The sequence below is a fragment of the Natranaerobius trueperi genome (genome assembly GCF_002216005.1).
In the GTDB taxonomy this organism is placed as follows: Bacteria; Bacillota; Natranaerobiia; order Natranaerobiales; family Natranaerobiaceae; genus Natranaerobius_A; species Natranaerobius_A trueperi.
Genome location: NZ_NIQC01000019.1, coordinates 1 through 15,218 on the forward strand (window position 1 = coordinate 1; position 15,218 = coordinate 15,218).

The window sequence follows — 15,218 nt, forward strand, 5'->3', positions numbered from 1 at the left end:
TATGGATATCACTAAGAAATGGAATCAACCAGTTTTTAATTGGAAGAGTTGTATCTCACAGCTCGCCATCCATTTCGAAGATCGACTCAAACCAGAATTACCGTATTGAGGTATAAATCTAATCTTGATCGAGAAAATAGGGATGAAACTAGTAAGTAAATTTATTAAGAGAGATACCATTTACACAAAATTCAGGACATCCTCGAAATGTGGGTGCTATTTGACGCTTACTGCGTCCTTATTTTCTTTTAAGTATGGCATTAGCTCATCGACTGTCATCCCGTCAACGCCTGCCGCTCCTCTGTTTTGCTTTACTCTTTTGTAGGCTTCATTTAAATTCCCTGTATGCATTAATTTATCAAGTAAGCTTTCTGCACTGTCTTTCTCACTAGGTTCCAGTGAGCTAGTACTCCGCGCTCCCTTGGTACTCTCTGGTTCTGCCATACCCTCGCAAGGGAAGCCTGTTTTCACAGTTTTCTGCTCTCTTTGCACTATCTCACCTTCTCTCTAGTTTAAAAGACTACCATTGTTCGGTCCTTCCCGTCTCCGGTACTATGACCTCTGCTGACTTCTTACGGTTCAACCGTGCATCACTGCACGATTTGTCGCTGTGGGTTGTTGGTTAAAACCTCTTGTCGGCAACCCCCGTAAGACCTCCCCTGTTAAGAACGGTAACTTTCCTCTCATGTATCTGCCACATTTACACCGTAGAGTTCGGGTGGTAGTGGATTTTGTTTTGTTATGCACACTTATCCACCCCACATATGCCTTGTATGTGGTTTCTGTTCGTCAGACCGAGATTTTGCATTAGGCTTCCTTCAGACTCCACCTCACGATGGACGCCCTTGCCATCTGCTAACAGTTCCTACCACCAAGCCTGTAGCGGACTTTCACCGCCTAGCTACCGTTCATGTAGGGCAAACAAAGAAGGGCCCCGTTTGAACGGGACCCTCTGTGCTGTCTTATCTTTTATTCAACTTGTATTGCATAAACAGTAAGATCATAAGTACCTTTTTCATTAAATTCAACTTTAAACTCTGTTTTTTTGGTCTCTTCTAAAGTAAATCCATCTGGTCCCCAGTTACCTGTCGCTTTACCATCTTCATAATCAAATGTTTCCATTATACCCTCAAGATCTTCAACTTCATCTATTTTTATGATATCAAAATCATTCTCTTCAATATCGTCTTTCTCAACTTCGATTACATACCTTACATCATCAACCCAGTTAACATTTTCTGCAACTTCTGCTTCCACATCAAAGGTGAGTTCGTCTCCTTTATCAACATTTACAGAGTCATCTAAGGTCCATGAAAGTTGAACTGGTTCTTCGGGGAATGAAATTCTATCCTCATTTTCAAGTACATCTTCCCACTTAACTTCTATTTCTCCACCATCTATGATTAACTCTGCATCTTCTGCTAAAATCAACGTTGATTCATGCCATTCATTATTCCAGTAGTTATCATCGTCATATTCATATGTTGTCGGGAATCTAATAGGAGATGACCAGTCGTTTTCTTCTAACGCAAAAAAATCGTCGGTTGCTGTATTAGTTGCTAGCTTTTCATTCTCTCCGTATATGTTTAAATCTAATTCGTCTAGATGGCTTGAATCAAAACCATTAAAAACTACTTCATAACTATAACCATCGCTAACACCTGATAATCTTTCTAGTTCTATATCATCTTCATCAGGTAAGAAAGCTTCCGCATCACTGTCAAGGTCTACGTCAATGGTTTCTTCATAATCTTCATCATTAATTGTAACAATAACTTCACCTTCATCTGGAACTAAAAAACGTGAATCATGCCAAGTATTTTCCCAATAGCCATCTTCTTCATAATCAAAACTTCCAAATGGAGCAAAAGGTGATGATAATCCTGATTCATCGTCTAACTCTTCCCAACTATCCAATTCATTGGTAGCTAGTTTACTATCATCTCTATATAAGTTTATTTTAACATCATCGACTTCGCATATTGTTGCATTATCTAACGTGAATTCAAAGCTATATCCCTCGTAAAGGCTAGTATGAACCACTAGTCTTTCAATATTCACATCTATGTCTTCATCTACTTCTGTAACTTCAATTTCTGATTCCAAAATATTAGATATTGGGTCATCATTATTTGCCATTGCTCCTCCAGACATCATAAGTACAAACACCATCGATAAAGCTAAAACTATACTTAACCTTTTCATTTAAATATCCCTCCAATTAATTTTTTTGTTTCATTAAATTAATTGGCGGCCAGGCTACCATTCTTTTGAAAGAAAGGTCCTATGGCTTTGCGTCCCTATCTTTCGATAGGTTTGCCTTTTTCAATTTTTAAGTAAGTATTAAATACTTTGCTGTGTGTTTTTTTCTTCATCACCCCCTTGAACAAGATTTTTTATATTTAATTTTCATTGCTACCACTGTTGTTTTGTTAATAGCACCTATCAAGAGTAATGGAAAATATTAAAAACCCCCTCCAGCCCTTGCTATACAAGGACCGAAGGGGGTTAGCCTTCAGAACAATTTGTTGTGATAAAAGATATTTCCCACGGTTCGTTTTTCCCTTTGCTTTAACATCATCTTTCCCTTAAATAAGCTTATTACAATCATCTACAGTAAGTATACATAAAACTTAACAAAAACTATTCTATTACTTTATTTCTATATTATAAGATAAAACATGAGATAATATGTTAATAATTTCGTTAATTAGTTTTTGACCATTACTTTCGTTTTCAAGAATTTGTATTGAATCTTTTAGATACCAATATTTGTCTAAGTTAGATTTTACCTCTTGTAATATCTCTTTAGCAGCATACCCAGTAGAACCAATTGGAATAATTATTTTATTATATTCTTTTGCTATTTCAAACTCTTCAAAGACTCCTGCTGCATTAATTATACCAGTATCATTTTTTTTGTTTCCAAATATAAAAATAGCCACACCTGATTCATAAATCAAGTTTTTTCGATATTCTGTCCAAAGTTCCTTTAAGTCTTTATGACTAGAAGAAACTTGAGGAAAAGGTTTCAAAGTTAAATAATCATCTATTTTTTTAAATTTACTATCGTATATTTCTTCTAGTGCCCCGTTAATTATATAACTACCTACTCCAATACCAAAACCTGAAATAACCCTAAAATCTTGACTTATTAATTCTTTAGACATATTATACATAAAGTTAGTTGCATCATATTTTTCAAATATACCGTATTCTTCTGCACTTCCAGATATAAAAATGTTTTTTAGTTTTGTTTTAAATTCAATACCTCTGAGTATTTCTGTAATCTCTGAATAATCGTCTACTAGAATTGCATTTATGGAATAACGTTTTAAATCGTTACATTTTAATTCTTGCTTAATTAAGTCATATTTATAATCTTCATCATTTTTGTAATCTGTAGGTTGTACTTTTTTAAAAAAACAATAATGATCACGCCTGTTTTCACCTAACAAAATACGTATTCTACTCAGAATATAAGCGAGATTTGGATCTTCAAAGCTAAATCCTATAAATAAGAATGTCTTTGATATTAAATCTCCTTGTAAATTTGTAGAAAATAGTTGTCTATTCAAATTAAAAGTCTCATAATCATCCTTCGTTACAACAGCATTTTCTGGAGTTCTAACATCACCATGCATTTTATATATTATAGCATCTCTGTCAGAAACATTTAATGCTAAATTTTCTTGAGTTATTTTAATATCAGGTTTTCTGTTTTTATCTTCAATTGAATCCTCAATTAAAGTATCATAGTTTGTTGTCCAATACGTTTGGATAGGTAAACGGGTTAATATATCAAGATTTTCGTTAGATTTAACCTCTTTAGTAAATTCTTCTAAAATTTTTTGGTTGATTTTATTTCTGTTTTGGCCTTTTTCATTATAATGATATTGAGCTACTGCAATTAAATCTTCTTCTTTATCTATATCTAGCCCTAGGTCGTCAGCAATTTCTTTTAAAAGACTTCTCCAATCTAAATACCCCGATGGTCTAGATAGACCAGCTCCCGCAAAAATTGCTGCATTTCCATCCCTAATAGCTTTTAAAAAATCTTTTTCAAATTCTTTAATAGTTGCAACCATACCGATACCACCCTTTTGTTGTGCTAAAAGTTGTTAATAATTATTTCTGGTTTCTATTGCTTCTTCAACCCAATCTTGTAAGTTATTATAAATATAGTCGTAAACATTTTTGCTATTCTTATAAGGAGGATCGTAAGCCTTTACTAAGCTCGATAGCTTAACTGTTTTATCTTCAAATTCAACATTAAAGTCCTCAAAAGGATTTTTACCTTTTTTTGATTGATCACCTTTATAATCCTTTAGGTTGTGGATATAAATTCCAAATAGACCTTTTCCCTTTTCCCATGATTTCTTGATTTCACGTTTAATCCATTTTCTACCAGCAGTTTTTTCTCCAATTAGAACTACAGTACATGATTTTCCATACAGTTGTTCATCAATCCAATCTTCAATGGCCTGATCTCCGCTTTTCTTAATTTGTTCCCATTGGTTGTCTGAAACTGGTTTATTTCCCTCAATAACACCCATATTTCTCACCTGTGCAGCTCGCCAATTATCAGGTTTGTAATGAAAACTGTAAAACACTCTCCGTGCCATCAAAATGAACCTCCTTGTAAAGTGATGTTATCTTGGATTTTTGAATTCAAATTGCTTTTTATATTTTACTCCTTATAGCTCGTAAAATATAAGTAAGATGATACTATCTAAATCCAAGATCTTATTTATATGTAAAATTCTTCATTTTCTAATCTAATTCCTTTTAACAAATTTGGATCTTTTATACAATACTTGTTAAAATTAGTTGTTTATATAGTAAAAAAATTAAGCAGTAGCAATTATAAAAGGCTACCGCTGAGTAATAAGTGGCTTAAGTTTATATTTCGGTTTCATTAATTAAGAAGATCATTAGCTATTAGTTCACCTAAAAATATCATTAATTATCTTGCATCATCCTCAAACGATATAGTACAAACTATTACGAAAAGATGTATTTATAATAAGTTGATATTCATTCTAAAGCAATCTTGTGTATACCTCCGTATTCTCAATTTTTTCGTGCCCTAATAAAGATTGTATTGCTCTAATTGGCATTCCTTTTAGTAATAAGTGAGATGCAAAGGTATGTCTTAATATTAACGGAGTTACTTTAAAACTACAAAACTCAGTGAATTCTAAGAAATTATACGTTAAAATATGATAACCGAGGGGTTCTCCTAGTGTATTTATAAATAAATAAGGGCTATGATCTTCTCTATCATTTAGGTAGTCTTTTAAAAGTTCCTTGCAGTATTCTGTAAATAATACTACCCGCTGCCTCTTTCCTTTCCCATTTGTAATTAAAATCTCCCTATTTGCCCAGTTAATATCAAGTAGTTTTATGTTTAAAAATTCTGAAGCTCTGACACCAGTATCATAAAAAGTTTCTATCATAGCTTTTTGAAATTTGTTTTTCGGGGCCTGCCTTAGCTTTTCTAACTGGTCGATTTTTAGATATTGAGGAAGAGGTGGTTTTTTCTTAGGTTTTAATATATTTTTAGCTGGATCTCTTTCTATCAACCCTTCTTCGTAGCAGTAATTATAAAAATTTTTTAGATATGATAGTTTATTCCTTTTAGTTGATGTTCCCCTTTCTAGGCTATCAAGGTGAGAAAGCCAGGCTCTTATATCATTCGGTTTTACTTCATCAAATCTTTTTGAGATAAATGAAAAAAATTGATTGAACATTGTCTTATATGCTTTGACTGTCAGCTCACTTAGTTTGTTTTGGTTATCAAAGAGAAATCTATCTATTACATCTTGATTGCTTTGAACTTGCAATTTAATTATCTCCCTTCTAACCTTTATATTTTCTATACAGTTTTCTTAATTCTATCGATGGGTAATTAGTATAAATAATTGTAGTACTGACAAAGGCATGTCCGAGGGCATCTCGTATAGCCGATAAATCTTTTCCTTCTATTAACAAGTTGGTAGCAAAACTATGCCGAAATCTGTGAGGATACACTCGCTCATATAGCTCTGCTTTTTTCCAATGCTTTTTTACTACATCTCTCACATTATTGGTGGTTATTCTATTTCCATTTCTATTAACAAATAAAGCGAAACTATTACCTGGATGAACCTTTAGATATTTTTCTAGAATAACTCGACATTGATCAGAAAATTTCTTTGTTTGTAATTTGTTTCCCTTTGCAAGTACTTTTGCTTTACAATTTTCTAAGTCTATATCTTTGATATCTAAACCACATATTTCTTTGTTTCTAGCCCCCGATGAAATTAATAGTTCTATAATTGCCTGATCTCTTAAACTTTCATTCTCTACCGTAAGTCTATATTTAGCTAAGTTTATTGGATCAATATGCTTTGGAACAGGTTTTGGCACTTTAGCTCGCCAGCGTTTTTTAACTAAAACTTTTTCAATATATCCTTCATCCTCACAAAATTTAAAGAACATTGTAAATTTGGATAAATATTGATTGAATGTCGCTTCTTTTATATCACCTAGACTATTTAGCCAGTCTATCACATCATTAGAAGTAAGGTGTTCAAAGTCTTTGGGGGTGGCAACAAAGAATCTCTCTAATAGTTGTCCATATTTTTTTATACTTTCAAACTCTCTATCAGCAGATTTCATTTCCTTCAAGAATTCATGTATTGTATGTCTCACCCTTTCTGGAACCTGGTTGTTTTGTACTTGCCAGATCTGTGTCATTGTATTACCTCCTTTAGTTATTCAGTCCGTTCATAGTCTTTTCTATCCTCTTCTTCGTCAGAATCAGTGTAAATTTTGGTGGAATTAATATTCGCATGACCGAGTAATTTTTGTAGGTAGTAATCTTCTAGATCTTTATCAGCCAAGTGCATGGCAAAACTGTGTCTTAACATGTGAGGAGTAATTTTATAACCAAGGAATTCAGAGTACCTATTTAAACACCTCCTGACCCATTCAGAAGATAAAGGGGTGCCCCACCTGTTGCAAAAAAGATAGGAGCTTTCGACAGTTCTGTTTGCCAGATAATTTTTTAATCTTTCCCTACAATCTATACTGAAAAATACATATCTCTGAGTATGGTTTTTGGCTTTTGTGATAAATATTTGACCACTGTCCCAGTAGATATCAGAGAGCCTGATATTTAATAGTTCACTTATTCTAACTCCTGTGACATAAAGTGTTTGAACAATACATCTTTCTCGTTTACTTTCTTTAGAGATCTCCATAAGCTCAGCTACTTGAGCTACTGTTAAATGTTTAGGTTCTTCTGATGAGTCAATTTTCTTTAGCTTAATAGTCTTAGCAGGATTTACTGGGACAAAGTCTTCTTCATCACAATAGCTGTAAAATGATCTGAGTGCTGAGATCTTTTGATTAATGCTAGTCTTTTCTAACCCTGTCACTTCCTCTAAATGTAGCACCCAATCTCTCACATCAGCTTTCTTTACTGTATTAAATTTTTTTTGGCAATAATCAAAGAACTGTTGCAGTGCAATATAGTACACCCTTTCAGTTGAGCTACTAGAGATTTGATTATTCTCTTCAAAAAATCTATCTATTGTTTCTTGCGTAGTTTTTTTCATTTACACTAGCCCCTTTTTAATAATCTATCCGTTTTTCATATTCATACTTCATGTCTTCTGTCAGTATATGGATATAAATCATGGTAGTATTCAAGTCATTATGACCAAGTAAATAAGAGATTAACTTTAACTTGAGTCCCCTGGATAGCTTTTCAGTCGCAAAGCTATGACGACAGGTATGGGGTCTAATTAATAAATTTAAGTCTAGTTTTTTTTCTATTGATTTTAAAATCTTGTAAATTCCATCAGATGAAATTCTTTCACCTCGATAATTTAAAAACAGTGCGTCATCCCCTTCACGTGCTATCCTCTCTTTTAAATATTGCTTTAAGAAGATCCGACAATTTATTGAAAAATATACTGTCCTGGGTTTATTTCCTTTCCCTTTATAAATCTTGGCACTCTTTTTATCTAAATTGATGTCTTCTAGGTTAAGGTTAGTTAGTTCACTTCTTCTCCAACCACAACTAAGGAGCAGTTCTAATATTGCTTTATCCCTCGGTTTGATTTTGTCTAGTTTCATTCTGATTCTTGAGAGTTGAGTGCTATCATAATATATAGGCAATTTCTTAGGGATTCTAGGGTTCCAGATTTTTTTGAGTAACTTTTTCTCTGGACTTAGCCACCCTTCTTCTCTGCAATGGTTGAAGAAACTAGACAATACAGAAATTGTATGCTGCAGGGTCTTGGGTTCTTTATCGAAATAGTTTCCTTTTAACCATTTATAAACATCTTCTTTTGTTAAGTCTTCTAGCGGTTTATTAATTTCAATAAAAAGTTTTTCCAGTTTCCGCCTGTATTGGTCAATAGTATTAGGTGACTTATCGTCTGATTTTAACTCTACTAGAAAATCATTAATGACAGTTTTGTTTGTAGCATCAATTCTTCTATCTTCAACTAACCAGTAGGATTTTTTTATGGTTTCACCCCCTTGTCTGTGATAGTAATTTTAGTGTTATTGTTTCAGTTTCAGGAAGAGTATTCCAATGAATGATATTATGTTAACTTGTTTGTGTTTTCATTTTATAACCATTTACAAATAATTTCATTAGTACTGTTTTGGTCTTTTTGGATATTTGTAGTATTTTACATATTTGCTAATTATTAGTTAGTATTATTATGTTTAAATGCTATCTAATGGATAGCACTTATTGTTATAATCAGTTAAATATAAAATAGCAACTAACACCTTAAGTTGGGGTAATTGATTATAATAGAAACCCATTGTAGAGATTAAACAATAACATTTATAAATCACTTCAGCCGTTCAAGGTCAAGCATTATTCTCTAGAAAACAAAAGAAGGGCCCCGTTTGAACGGGACCCTCTGTGCTGTCTTATTAAGATTAATTGTTAAGGTTAACAAATTCAAATTCTACTGTGGCATCGCCACTTTCATCTTCTGCGGCTTCTATATTCGCTTGAGTTTCAACTTCTTCAGCACCTTCGTCAACTACTATTTCATCATCATAGCTAACTTCTGCTATAACGCTTCCTTCGTCTATTATGTTATGAGATAACCCTACTTCATCTGGCAGTAATTCTGGTGAAATTACTTCAGCATTAACAGTGACATCTTTACTATCTCCTTGATCCATAGTCACTTCTGTAGTACTTACTTCTTCATCCATTCTCAAATAAGTACTATAATGATCATTTCCAGCTTTATCTACAACTTTCACAGGACCTTCCGCATCATAATCTTCTATAGTATTTGACTTAGCTAATTCGTAAGCGGCATCTATGGCATCTTTTTCTTCATCTATTTCTGTTGCAGCCCAAATACCTTCGCTATCCATTACCTCTATAATAGTATTCTCTTTAACAACTATGTCATCAGAAGCTGGATTGTCTACAACAAGTCCAATATTACCTTTTGTTATATCATTATCTTTAATTGTTACTTCATCTACATCTTGTATCATAATAGGTACATGATCATCAGTAGAGTCCTCATGTCTTTCGATTGTATTATCTCGTATCGTTGCATTTTCACCCGTTACGCTGAATTCAGATGGTGCATGATCTTCCTCAGTTTGTACAATAGTAACATCCTCAACTGTAACATTATCAGCTGTGATTTCAAAAATCTCACCTTTATGGAATGCATGCTCCAATGTATTTTCATTCCCATCAATTTCAACATTATCCTCATCAATTACAATAGTATCTTCTATGGTAAAACTGTCATCTAGAGTAATTTTTGCATCTTTTTCAATAGCATTCTCAAGAGCTTCTTGGGAATCAATTTCCTCAACATCTTCTTCAACAGTAACATCTACTTCCAACTCATTTGAAATTGGATTTGCATAACCTACTCCAGACATCATAAGTACAAATGCCATGGATAACGGTAAAATGATTGATAACTTCTTCATTAAAAATCATCCTCCTTAAGTTTTTTATTCGATTGATAGTTAAAGCTTTGAAAGCTTTTATCTACTTATTTTTTCTTCACCACCCCCTTGAACCAGATTTTCTATATTTGATTTTCATTACCACCACTGTTTGTTTTGTTAATAGCACTTCTCGTTTCATCGAACCAAAACAAAAAATCCTGCAGATCACCTTAATGGCAGGTGTTCTACAGGATGGGATTAAACTTTCTTTGTTGTGTTAACGGCTCATAACCGAACTTTCTCCTCCGCTAAAAAACGGCGATTTTTGTCTCGCCGTTTTTTAGCTTACTTTAAATGATGTATTTATCATATACTTCTTTTCTCGCTTCATGATAAAGCTTTGTATATACCTTGGTGTTTTCCCGTTTATCGTGTCCGAGTAACAATTGAATACATTCTAGGGGCATTCCTTGTATAGCAAGATGTGCAGCAAAGGTATGGCGTAGCGTCCTTGCATTAACTTGAAAGCCGAGCCTATCACTGTAGTTATGAAACATGTCTTGGATTGTCTTTTTGCTAATAGGTTTTTTCCCATTGTATGGGGTGAAAAGATAAACGCTTTTAGGGTTTCTATCCCTTAAATAGCCCTTTAGCCGATAATAACACTCGGTGTTAAACTTAACAAACCTTTCTTTTTTTCCTTTTCCATCTCGGATAAAGATAAACTTACTTTTCCAGTTAATGTCCTTTTTTTTAATGCGGACTAGTTCACTTAACCTAACACCTGTAGTATATAAGGTTTCTACTACTGCACTATCTCTTTTATTATCTTTTGCCATTTCCCGAAGTTTATTCAGCTTATCAAAACTTAAATAGTAGGGAAGGGTTTCATCAATCTTTGGGTTTTCAATGTTCTCTGTAGGGTTTTTTGAAGTCTTGCCTTGTTTATATAGATATTCATAAAATAGTCTTAATGAGTTTAGCCTGTCTTTAATTGTTCTTGGCGATAGCCCTGAGTTTTTCATGGCTAGTCTGTAGCTTTTAATATCTTTTCTTTCTACATCGTAATACTCTTTATTACAAAATCTGAAAAAATAGGTTAAATTCTTTTTGTGTAATATTAGTGTTCTTTCCTCTCTAGATTTTCTGTAGTGACTTACGAGCTCATCTATCTTTCTTTGGTTTTTGTCTTTTAACAATTTCATCACTCCATACATCTTTTGTATTCATCGTCAATGCTTCCAAGAAGTAGTCTCGCATAAACACCTGTGACATTTAAGTTGGTGTGACCTAATTGGTCACCGATATAACTCATTTCTGCCCCTTTATTTAAAAGGTCAGTAGCAAAGGTATGTCTCAGCCTGTGGGGCGTAAGTTTAGAAGATAGATTTGCTTTTTTGCCGATATTTTTAATTATTACTTGCATCCTCCTGGTTGAAAGCCTTTTTTTACTTTGACTTAGAAAAACTGCTCCTTTACTTTGATGGCGATTTTTTAAATACTTCTTAAATAACATGTAAGAGACTTCATTAAAGTAGATAAATCTGATTTTTTTACCCTTTCCTATAACTTTGGCGGTTCTTTTTTTCAAATCAAGATTTTGGATATTTAAGCTGTAAGCTTCACAACACCTCGCCCCTGAACTTACAAAAAACTCAAAAAGTAAGCGATCTCTTAATTTTTCCTTTTCTGATTGAATCCTTGCTTTAACTAGTTCATTTTCCTCTAAATATCTAGGGAGCGAGTCTGTAAGTTTGGGACGCCATTCAGGTTTTACATTCAGGTCAGTTATGTATTCTTCATTCTTACAAAATTTTAAAAATGCTGAGATGACTGTAATATAAGTGCTTTCTGTATTTTCTTGTTTTTCTTCAGATAGTTTATCAATACAGTATAAAATATCTTTCGAGCTCCATTTTGTAAGGTCTTTTGGGTTAATTAGAAAGACTCGTTTTAAGACATTTCTATAAAGTTTGATAGTTTCTTTACTTTTGTTGATAGAAGAAAGCTCTGAGATGTAGTCATTTACTATTTCACGGTTCTTCGAGCTTATAGCTTTTGTGGTGATTTCCCAGTCTTTAGTCATTTGAGATGCCTCCTAAAAGTTAGTGTAAGTTTTTAGGTCATTAATATTTTTGTGACCTAATAGTAATTGAAGTTTTTCATCTTCCATACCTTTTTCAGCTAAATGTACTGCAAAGGTATGCCTTAGTATATGGGGTGTTACTTTATACCCCAACTCTTTTGAGCATTTTCTAAAAAACTTCTGTGCCCACTGACAGGTAAGCGGTTTTTTATACCTGTTAGAAAACAAGTATGGGCTATCTACCTTTTTGTTTTTCAAGTGATTTTTTAGCCTTTCTTCACATTCAGAGGTAAATAAAACAAATCTTTCTTTATTTCTCTTTCCTTTTCTAATCCATATTTGTCTTACGTCCCACTTGATATCTTCAAGTCTAATATTTAAACATTCACTAATCCTAACCCCTGTGAAATAAATGACATCGACTAGTGCTCTTTCTCTTGGCTTATTTTTAACTAACTCCATGAGTTCTTTTAATTGTGTCCTACTTAAACTTTTGGAGGCATCATCATCTATTTGGGGACCTTCTACTGTAGACGGTAGATTAACTTCAATTAAATTCTCTTCAAATAAATAGTTGTAGAATGATTTAATGGCCATGAGTTTGTTTTTTCTACTCCGTGGTTTGAGTTCTTTTTCATTTAACTCTTTGAGCCATTCTCTAATATCTTTTCGTTTTACTTTGTCATAATCTTTTTTACAATAGCTAAAGAACTGGTTTAATGCTATTCTATATACTCTAGCTGTTTCATGGCTAAACCACCTGTTCTCGTTAAAGAAAGATTTGACCGCATCATAGGTTCTTTCCATCTTATATACCTCCCATTTTTTTGTTGTAGTCAGAGCTTAATTCATCAGTGGGAATGTGAGCATAAATGGTCGTTGCTCTTAGATTGGCATGTCCCATCTTTCTACCAATTTTAGACAGCTGGTTTCCCTTAGAGTATTCGTTGGTGGCGTAGGTGTGTCTAAAGATATGGGGAGTAATTCTATCTTTGAATCCTGCTGATTCACCTAGTTGTTTTATTATTTTGTATAGCCTTGATTCACTTAATCTTCTTCCTAATCGACTGATAAATAGGGCAGGATTATCGTCTTGGCGGGTTTTTAAGTATTTTTTTAGCAAAAACGAACACTCTTCTGAAAATTCAACCTCTCTAGGTTTGTTGCCTTTACCTATTACGTTAGCAACTCTATCTTCTAGGTCAACATCTTCGATATTTAAGTTTAAAAGTTCTTTTCTTCTGCAACCAGATGACTTTAACAGTTCCTTTATTGCCCGATCTCTTACTGATAGTTCCTCTGCTTTGATTTTTAGCTGTGCTTGTTCATTTTTGGTGAGACTTTTAGGAAGCGATTCGGGAACTTTATAACGCCATCTTTTTTTAATAAGTACTCTGTCAGTGTAACCTTCAACCTGACAAAAAGTTGTAAAGCTTTTTATGATCCAGTAATTTCGGCAATAAGTTGTGGCCTTTTTTTCACCATAGTTCATATGTAAGAATTCAAAAACATCCTTTGGAATAACATCTTTCACTGGCTTATCACAGAAAAGTAGCAATTTTTCTAATACTTTTTTGTAGGTTTCAATTGTTTTAGAAGATTTTCCTTTTTCATTTAAATCCAAAAGATAATCTTCAATCACCTCCCTATTCATAGGATCTAAGGTTTTACTAATTTGTAAGTTTGTCATGGCTTTCCTCCTATGTAACTTTTAGTAAAAGGCAATTCATATTATAGTTTTTGCCTTTAAGGATATATTCTGTTTTGTGTTAATCAATTTTATGCAAAAAATTTAAATTTTTTGCATAAAATTAGTATATATTGGGTAAGCTAGGTAGATTCTAGTATTTTAGAAATAGCATACTAGATTTTATTTAGTATTGAGATAGGCGAATGTTAAACATAAAAAATGCCGCCTTAAAAGGCGGACATTAGCAGCTGACAATTAAACTTTTATTCTAGAAACCAAAAGAAGGGCCCCGACAAAAACGGGACCCTCTGTGCTGTCTTATTAAGTTAATTAAATTACTCTGCTTTTTCTGCCCAAATTTCAAGTTCATATTCTCCTGCTTCTCCAAACTCTATTTCTTTTTCTTTTGTATGCTCATATTTTCCATCTTCTCCAATGGTTACTGGATCAAAGTTAAGCTCTGGTTTAGGATCATCAGCATCAGCTGTTACTTGAGTATCATGCTCATACTCTTCATGCTCCCACTCATGCTTCAATTCTATTTCACCGATATTTCCAAGTCGTCCTGCTTTAACGTCAAATTCGATGTCCATGTCATCATGTGCATCTACAACATCAAACTCTTTTAAATGCTCTTCATTATCCCATACAAGTTCAACTTTATAATCTTCAAATTCAAATGAAATGTCGTCTATGTCTGAAGCATCACTATCAATAAGTTCTTGTCTAGCTTCACGCAAGTTATCATGACTATTTACCTTTTCGTGTTCTTTCATGAATTTAATCGCTTGAGAATCATCCCCATAATCTTCAACTGTTACTCTACTTAATGTTAAATCTTCTATTCTATCAAAAGTCCAAATTCCTTCATCACCTACATCTCTAACTTCTACATCCTCTATAGTGACATCATCATGATCACCATATAAAGCAATTGGACCTCCTGTGATATTAGAATCTTCAATTGTTAGTCCATCATTATTACCACCATCATATTCTGTTTTTACCGCTGCATAAGTAGAACCTCCGTCACGATCAACATCAACATCATGCATTATAAATTCCTGTGCATCCTCTTGTATAAGGATTGGGAAACTGTAATCGCCTTTTTCTAAATTTGAATCAATTGTTAGGTCTTCTAGCTTGATGTTGTCAGCATCAACTGTTACAAGACCTTCCTGACTCCCTGTATCAACTTCAAACTCAAGTGTATTGCCATCTCCGTCAATGGTTAAAGATTCATCAATTACTAAGATATTATCTTCAACTGTAATATCATTATCTAAAGTTATACTATCTTCTTCTTCAATTGCTTTTCTTAACTCGTCTTCTGTGCTTACTGTGTCAGTTACATCAACGTCAAAAGTACCTCTTAGTATATTAGATATACCACTTTCTTCTTCTTCAGCTGCAACTGTCCCAGACATCATAAGTACAAATGCCATGGATAAAGCTAAAATAATTGATAATTTCTTCATTAAAAATCATCCTCCTTAAGTT

14 protein-coding genes and 1 riboswitch are annotated in these 15,218 nt (G+C 33.3%); all 14 genes read right to left on the reverse strand.

Annotated features, from left to right (window positions below):
* Positions 1-216: 216 nt before the first annotated feature.
* The 14 genes from CDO51_RS08700 to CDO51_RS08765 all read right to left on the reverse strand — a co-directional run bounded on the left by CDO51_RS08700 (position 217) and on the right by CDO51_RS08765 (position 15,196).
* The gene (locus tag CDO51_RS08700; RefSeq protein WP_205842183.1) at positions 217-471 is read right to left on the reverse strand and encodes a hypothetical protein; all 255 of its coding nucleotides are present in this window, start codon (positions 469-471) and stop codon (positions 217-219) included.
* 498 nt (positions 472-969) lie between these two features.
* Positions 970-2,205 (reverse strand): hypothetical protein, encoded by a 1,236-nt coding sequence (locus tag CDO51_RS08705; protein WP_089023895.1) that lies wholly within the window; start codon positions 2,203-2,205, stop codon positions 970-972.
* A 41-nt stretch (positions 2,206-2,246) separates the two neighbouring features.
* A riboswitch (cyclic di-GMP riboswitch) is annotated at positions 2,247-2,331 on the reverse strand.
* 320 nt (positions 2,332-2,651) lie between these two features.
* Entirely contained in the window at positions 2,652-4,088 is a 1,437-nt protein-coding gene (locus CDO51_RS08710) for an SIR2 family protein (protein ID WP_089023896.1), read from the reverse strand.
* A 33-nt stretch (positions 4,089-4,121) separates the two neighbouring features.
* On the reverse strand, positions 4,122-4,625 hold the full coding sequence (locus CDO51_RS08715; protein ID WP_089023897.1) for a TIR domain-containing protein: 504 nt from the start codon (positions 4,623-4,625) through the stop codon (positions 4,122-4,124).
* Positions 4,626-5,042: 417 nt separating this feature from the next.
* On the reverse strand, positions 5,043-5,846 hold the full coding sequence (locus tag CDO51_RS08720; protein ID WP_089023898.1) for a tyrosine-type recombinase/integrase: 804 nt from the start codon (positions 5,844-5,846) through the stop codon (positions 5,043-5,045).
* 16 nt (positions 5,847-5,862) lie between these two features.
* A complete protein-coding gene (locus CDO51_RS08725; protein ID WP_089023899.1) occupies positions 5,863-6,741 on the reverse strand; it encodes a tyrosine-type recombinase/integrase in 879 nt (292 codons plus the stop codon).
* Positions 6,742-6,758: 17 nt separating this feature from the next.
* Positions 6,759-7,604, reverse strand: coding sequence for a tyrosine-type recombinase/integrase (locus tag CDO51_RS08730; protein ID WP_089023900.1), 846 nt, complete (start codon positions 7,602-7,604; stop codon positions 6,759-6,761).
* A 16-nt stretch (positions 7,605-7,620) separates the two neighbouring features.
* Positions 7,621-8,523: a tyrosine-type recombinase/integrase gene (locus CDO51_RS08735; RefSeq protein ID WP_420811489.1), complete on the reverse strand. Its 903-nt coding sequence runs from the start codon at positions 8,521-8,523 to the stop codon at positions 7,621-7,623.
* Positions 8,524-8,949: 426 nt separating this feature from the next.
* On the reverse strand, positions 8,950-9,981 hold the full coding sequence (locus tag CDO51_RS08740) for a right-handed parallel beta-helix repeat-containing protein (RefSeq protein ID WP_089023902.1): 1,032 nt from the start codon (positions 9,979-9,981) through the stop codon (positions 8,950-8,952).
* Positions 9,982-10,292: 311 nt separating this feature from the next.
* The gene (locus CDO51_RS08745) at positions 10,293-11,141 is read right to left on the reverse strand and encodes a tyrosine-type recombinase/integrase (protein WP_158212405.1); all 849 of its coding nucleotides are present in this window, start codon (positions 11,139-11,141) and stop codon (positions 10,293-10,295) included.
* A 5-nt stretch (positions 11,142-11,146) separates the two neighbouring features.
* Complete coding sequence (locus tag CDO51_RS08750) at positions 11,147-12,028, reverse strand: tyrosine-type recombinase/integrase (RefSeq protein ID WP_089023904.1); 882 nt, start codon at positions 12,026-12,028, stop codon at positions 11,147-11,149.
* Between the two features lie 12 nt (positions 12,029-12,040).
* Positions 12,041-12,835 carry a tyrosine-type recombinase/integrase gene (locus CDO51_RS08755; protein WP_089023905.1) on the reverse strand — a complete coding sequence of 265 codons (795 nt, stop codon included), beginning with the start codon at positions 12,833-12,835 and terminating at the stop codon, positions 12,041-12,043.
* A 1-nt stretch (position 12,836) separates the two neighbouring features.
* On the reverse strand, positions 12,837-13,718 hold the full coding sequence (locus tag CDO51_RS08760; RefSeq protein WP_089023906.1) for a tyrosine-type recombinase/integrase: 882 nt from the start codon (positions 13,716-13,718) through the stop codon (positions 12,837-12,839).
* A gap of 335 nt (positions 13,719-14,053) precedes the next feature.
* Positions 14,054-15,196 carry a pectate lyase-like adhesive domain-containing protein gene (locus tag CDO51_RS08765; RefSeq protein WP_089023907.1) on the reverse strand — a complete coding sequence of 381 codons (1,143 nt, stop codon included), beginning with the start codon at positions 15,194-15,196 and terminating at the stop codon, positions 14,054-14,056.
* Positions 15,197-15,218: the final 22 nt, after the last annotated feature.

Bases quoted from the DNA above. Each gene is read 5' to 3' on its own strand.
- CDO51_RS08705 (WP_089023895.1), bottom strand. From the start codon at position 2,205: ATGAAAAGGTTAAGTATAGTTTTAGCTTTATCGATGGTGTTTGTACTT.
- CDO51_RS08710 (WP_089023896.1), bottom strand. From the start codon at position 4,088: ATGGTTGCAACTATTAAAGAATTTGAAAAAGATTTTTTAAAAGCTATT.
- CDO51_RS08715 (WP_089023897.1), bottom strand. From the start codon at position 4,625: ATGGCACGGAGAGTGTTTTACAGTTTTCATTACAAACCTGATAATTGG.
- CDO51_RS08725 (WP_089023899.1), bottom strand. From the start codon at position 6,741: ATGACACAGATCTGGCAAGTACAAAACAACCAGGTTCCAGAAAGGGTG.
- CDO51_RS08730 (WP_089023900.1), bottom strand. From the start codon at position 7,604: ATGAAAAAAACTACGCAAGAAACAATAGATAGATTTTTTGAAGAGAAT.
- CDO51_RS08740 (WP_089023902.1), bottom strand. From the start codon at position 9,981: ATGAAGAAGTTATCAATCATTTTACCGTTATCCATGGCATTTGTACTT.
- CDO51_RS08750 (WP_089023904.1), bottom strand. From the start codon at position 12,028: ATGACTAAAGACTGGGAAATCACCACAAAAGCTATAAGCTCGAAGAAC.
- CDO51_RS08755 (WP_089023905.1), bottom strand. From the start codon at position 12,835: ATGGAAAGAACCTATGATGCGGTCAAATCTTTCTTTAACGAGAACAGG.
- CDO51_RS08760 (WP_089023906.1), bottom strand. From the start codon at position 13,718: ATGACAAACTTACAAATTAGTAAAACCTTAGATCCTATGAATAGGGAG.
- CDO51_RS08765 (WP_089023907.1), bottom strand. From the start codon at position 15,196: ATGAAGAAATTATCAATTATTTTAGCTTTATCCATGGCATTTGTACTT.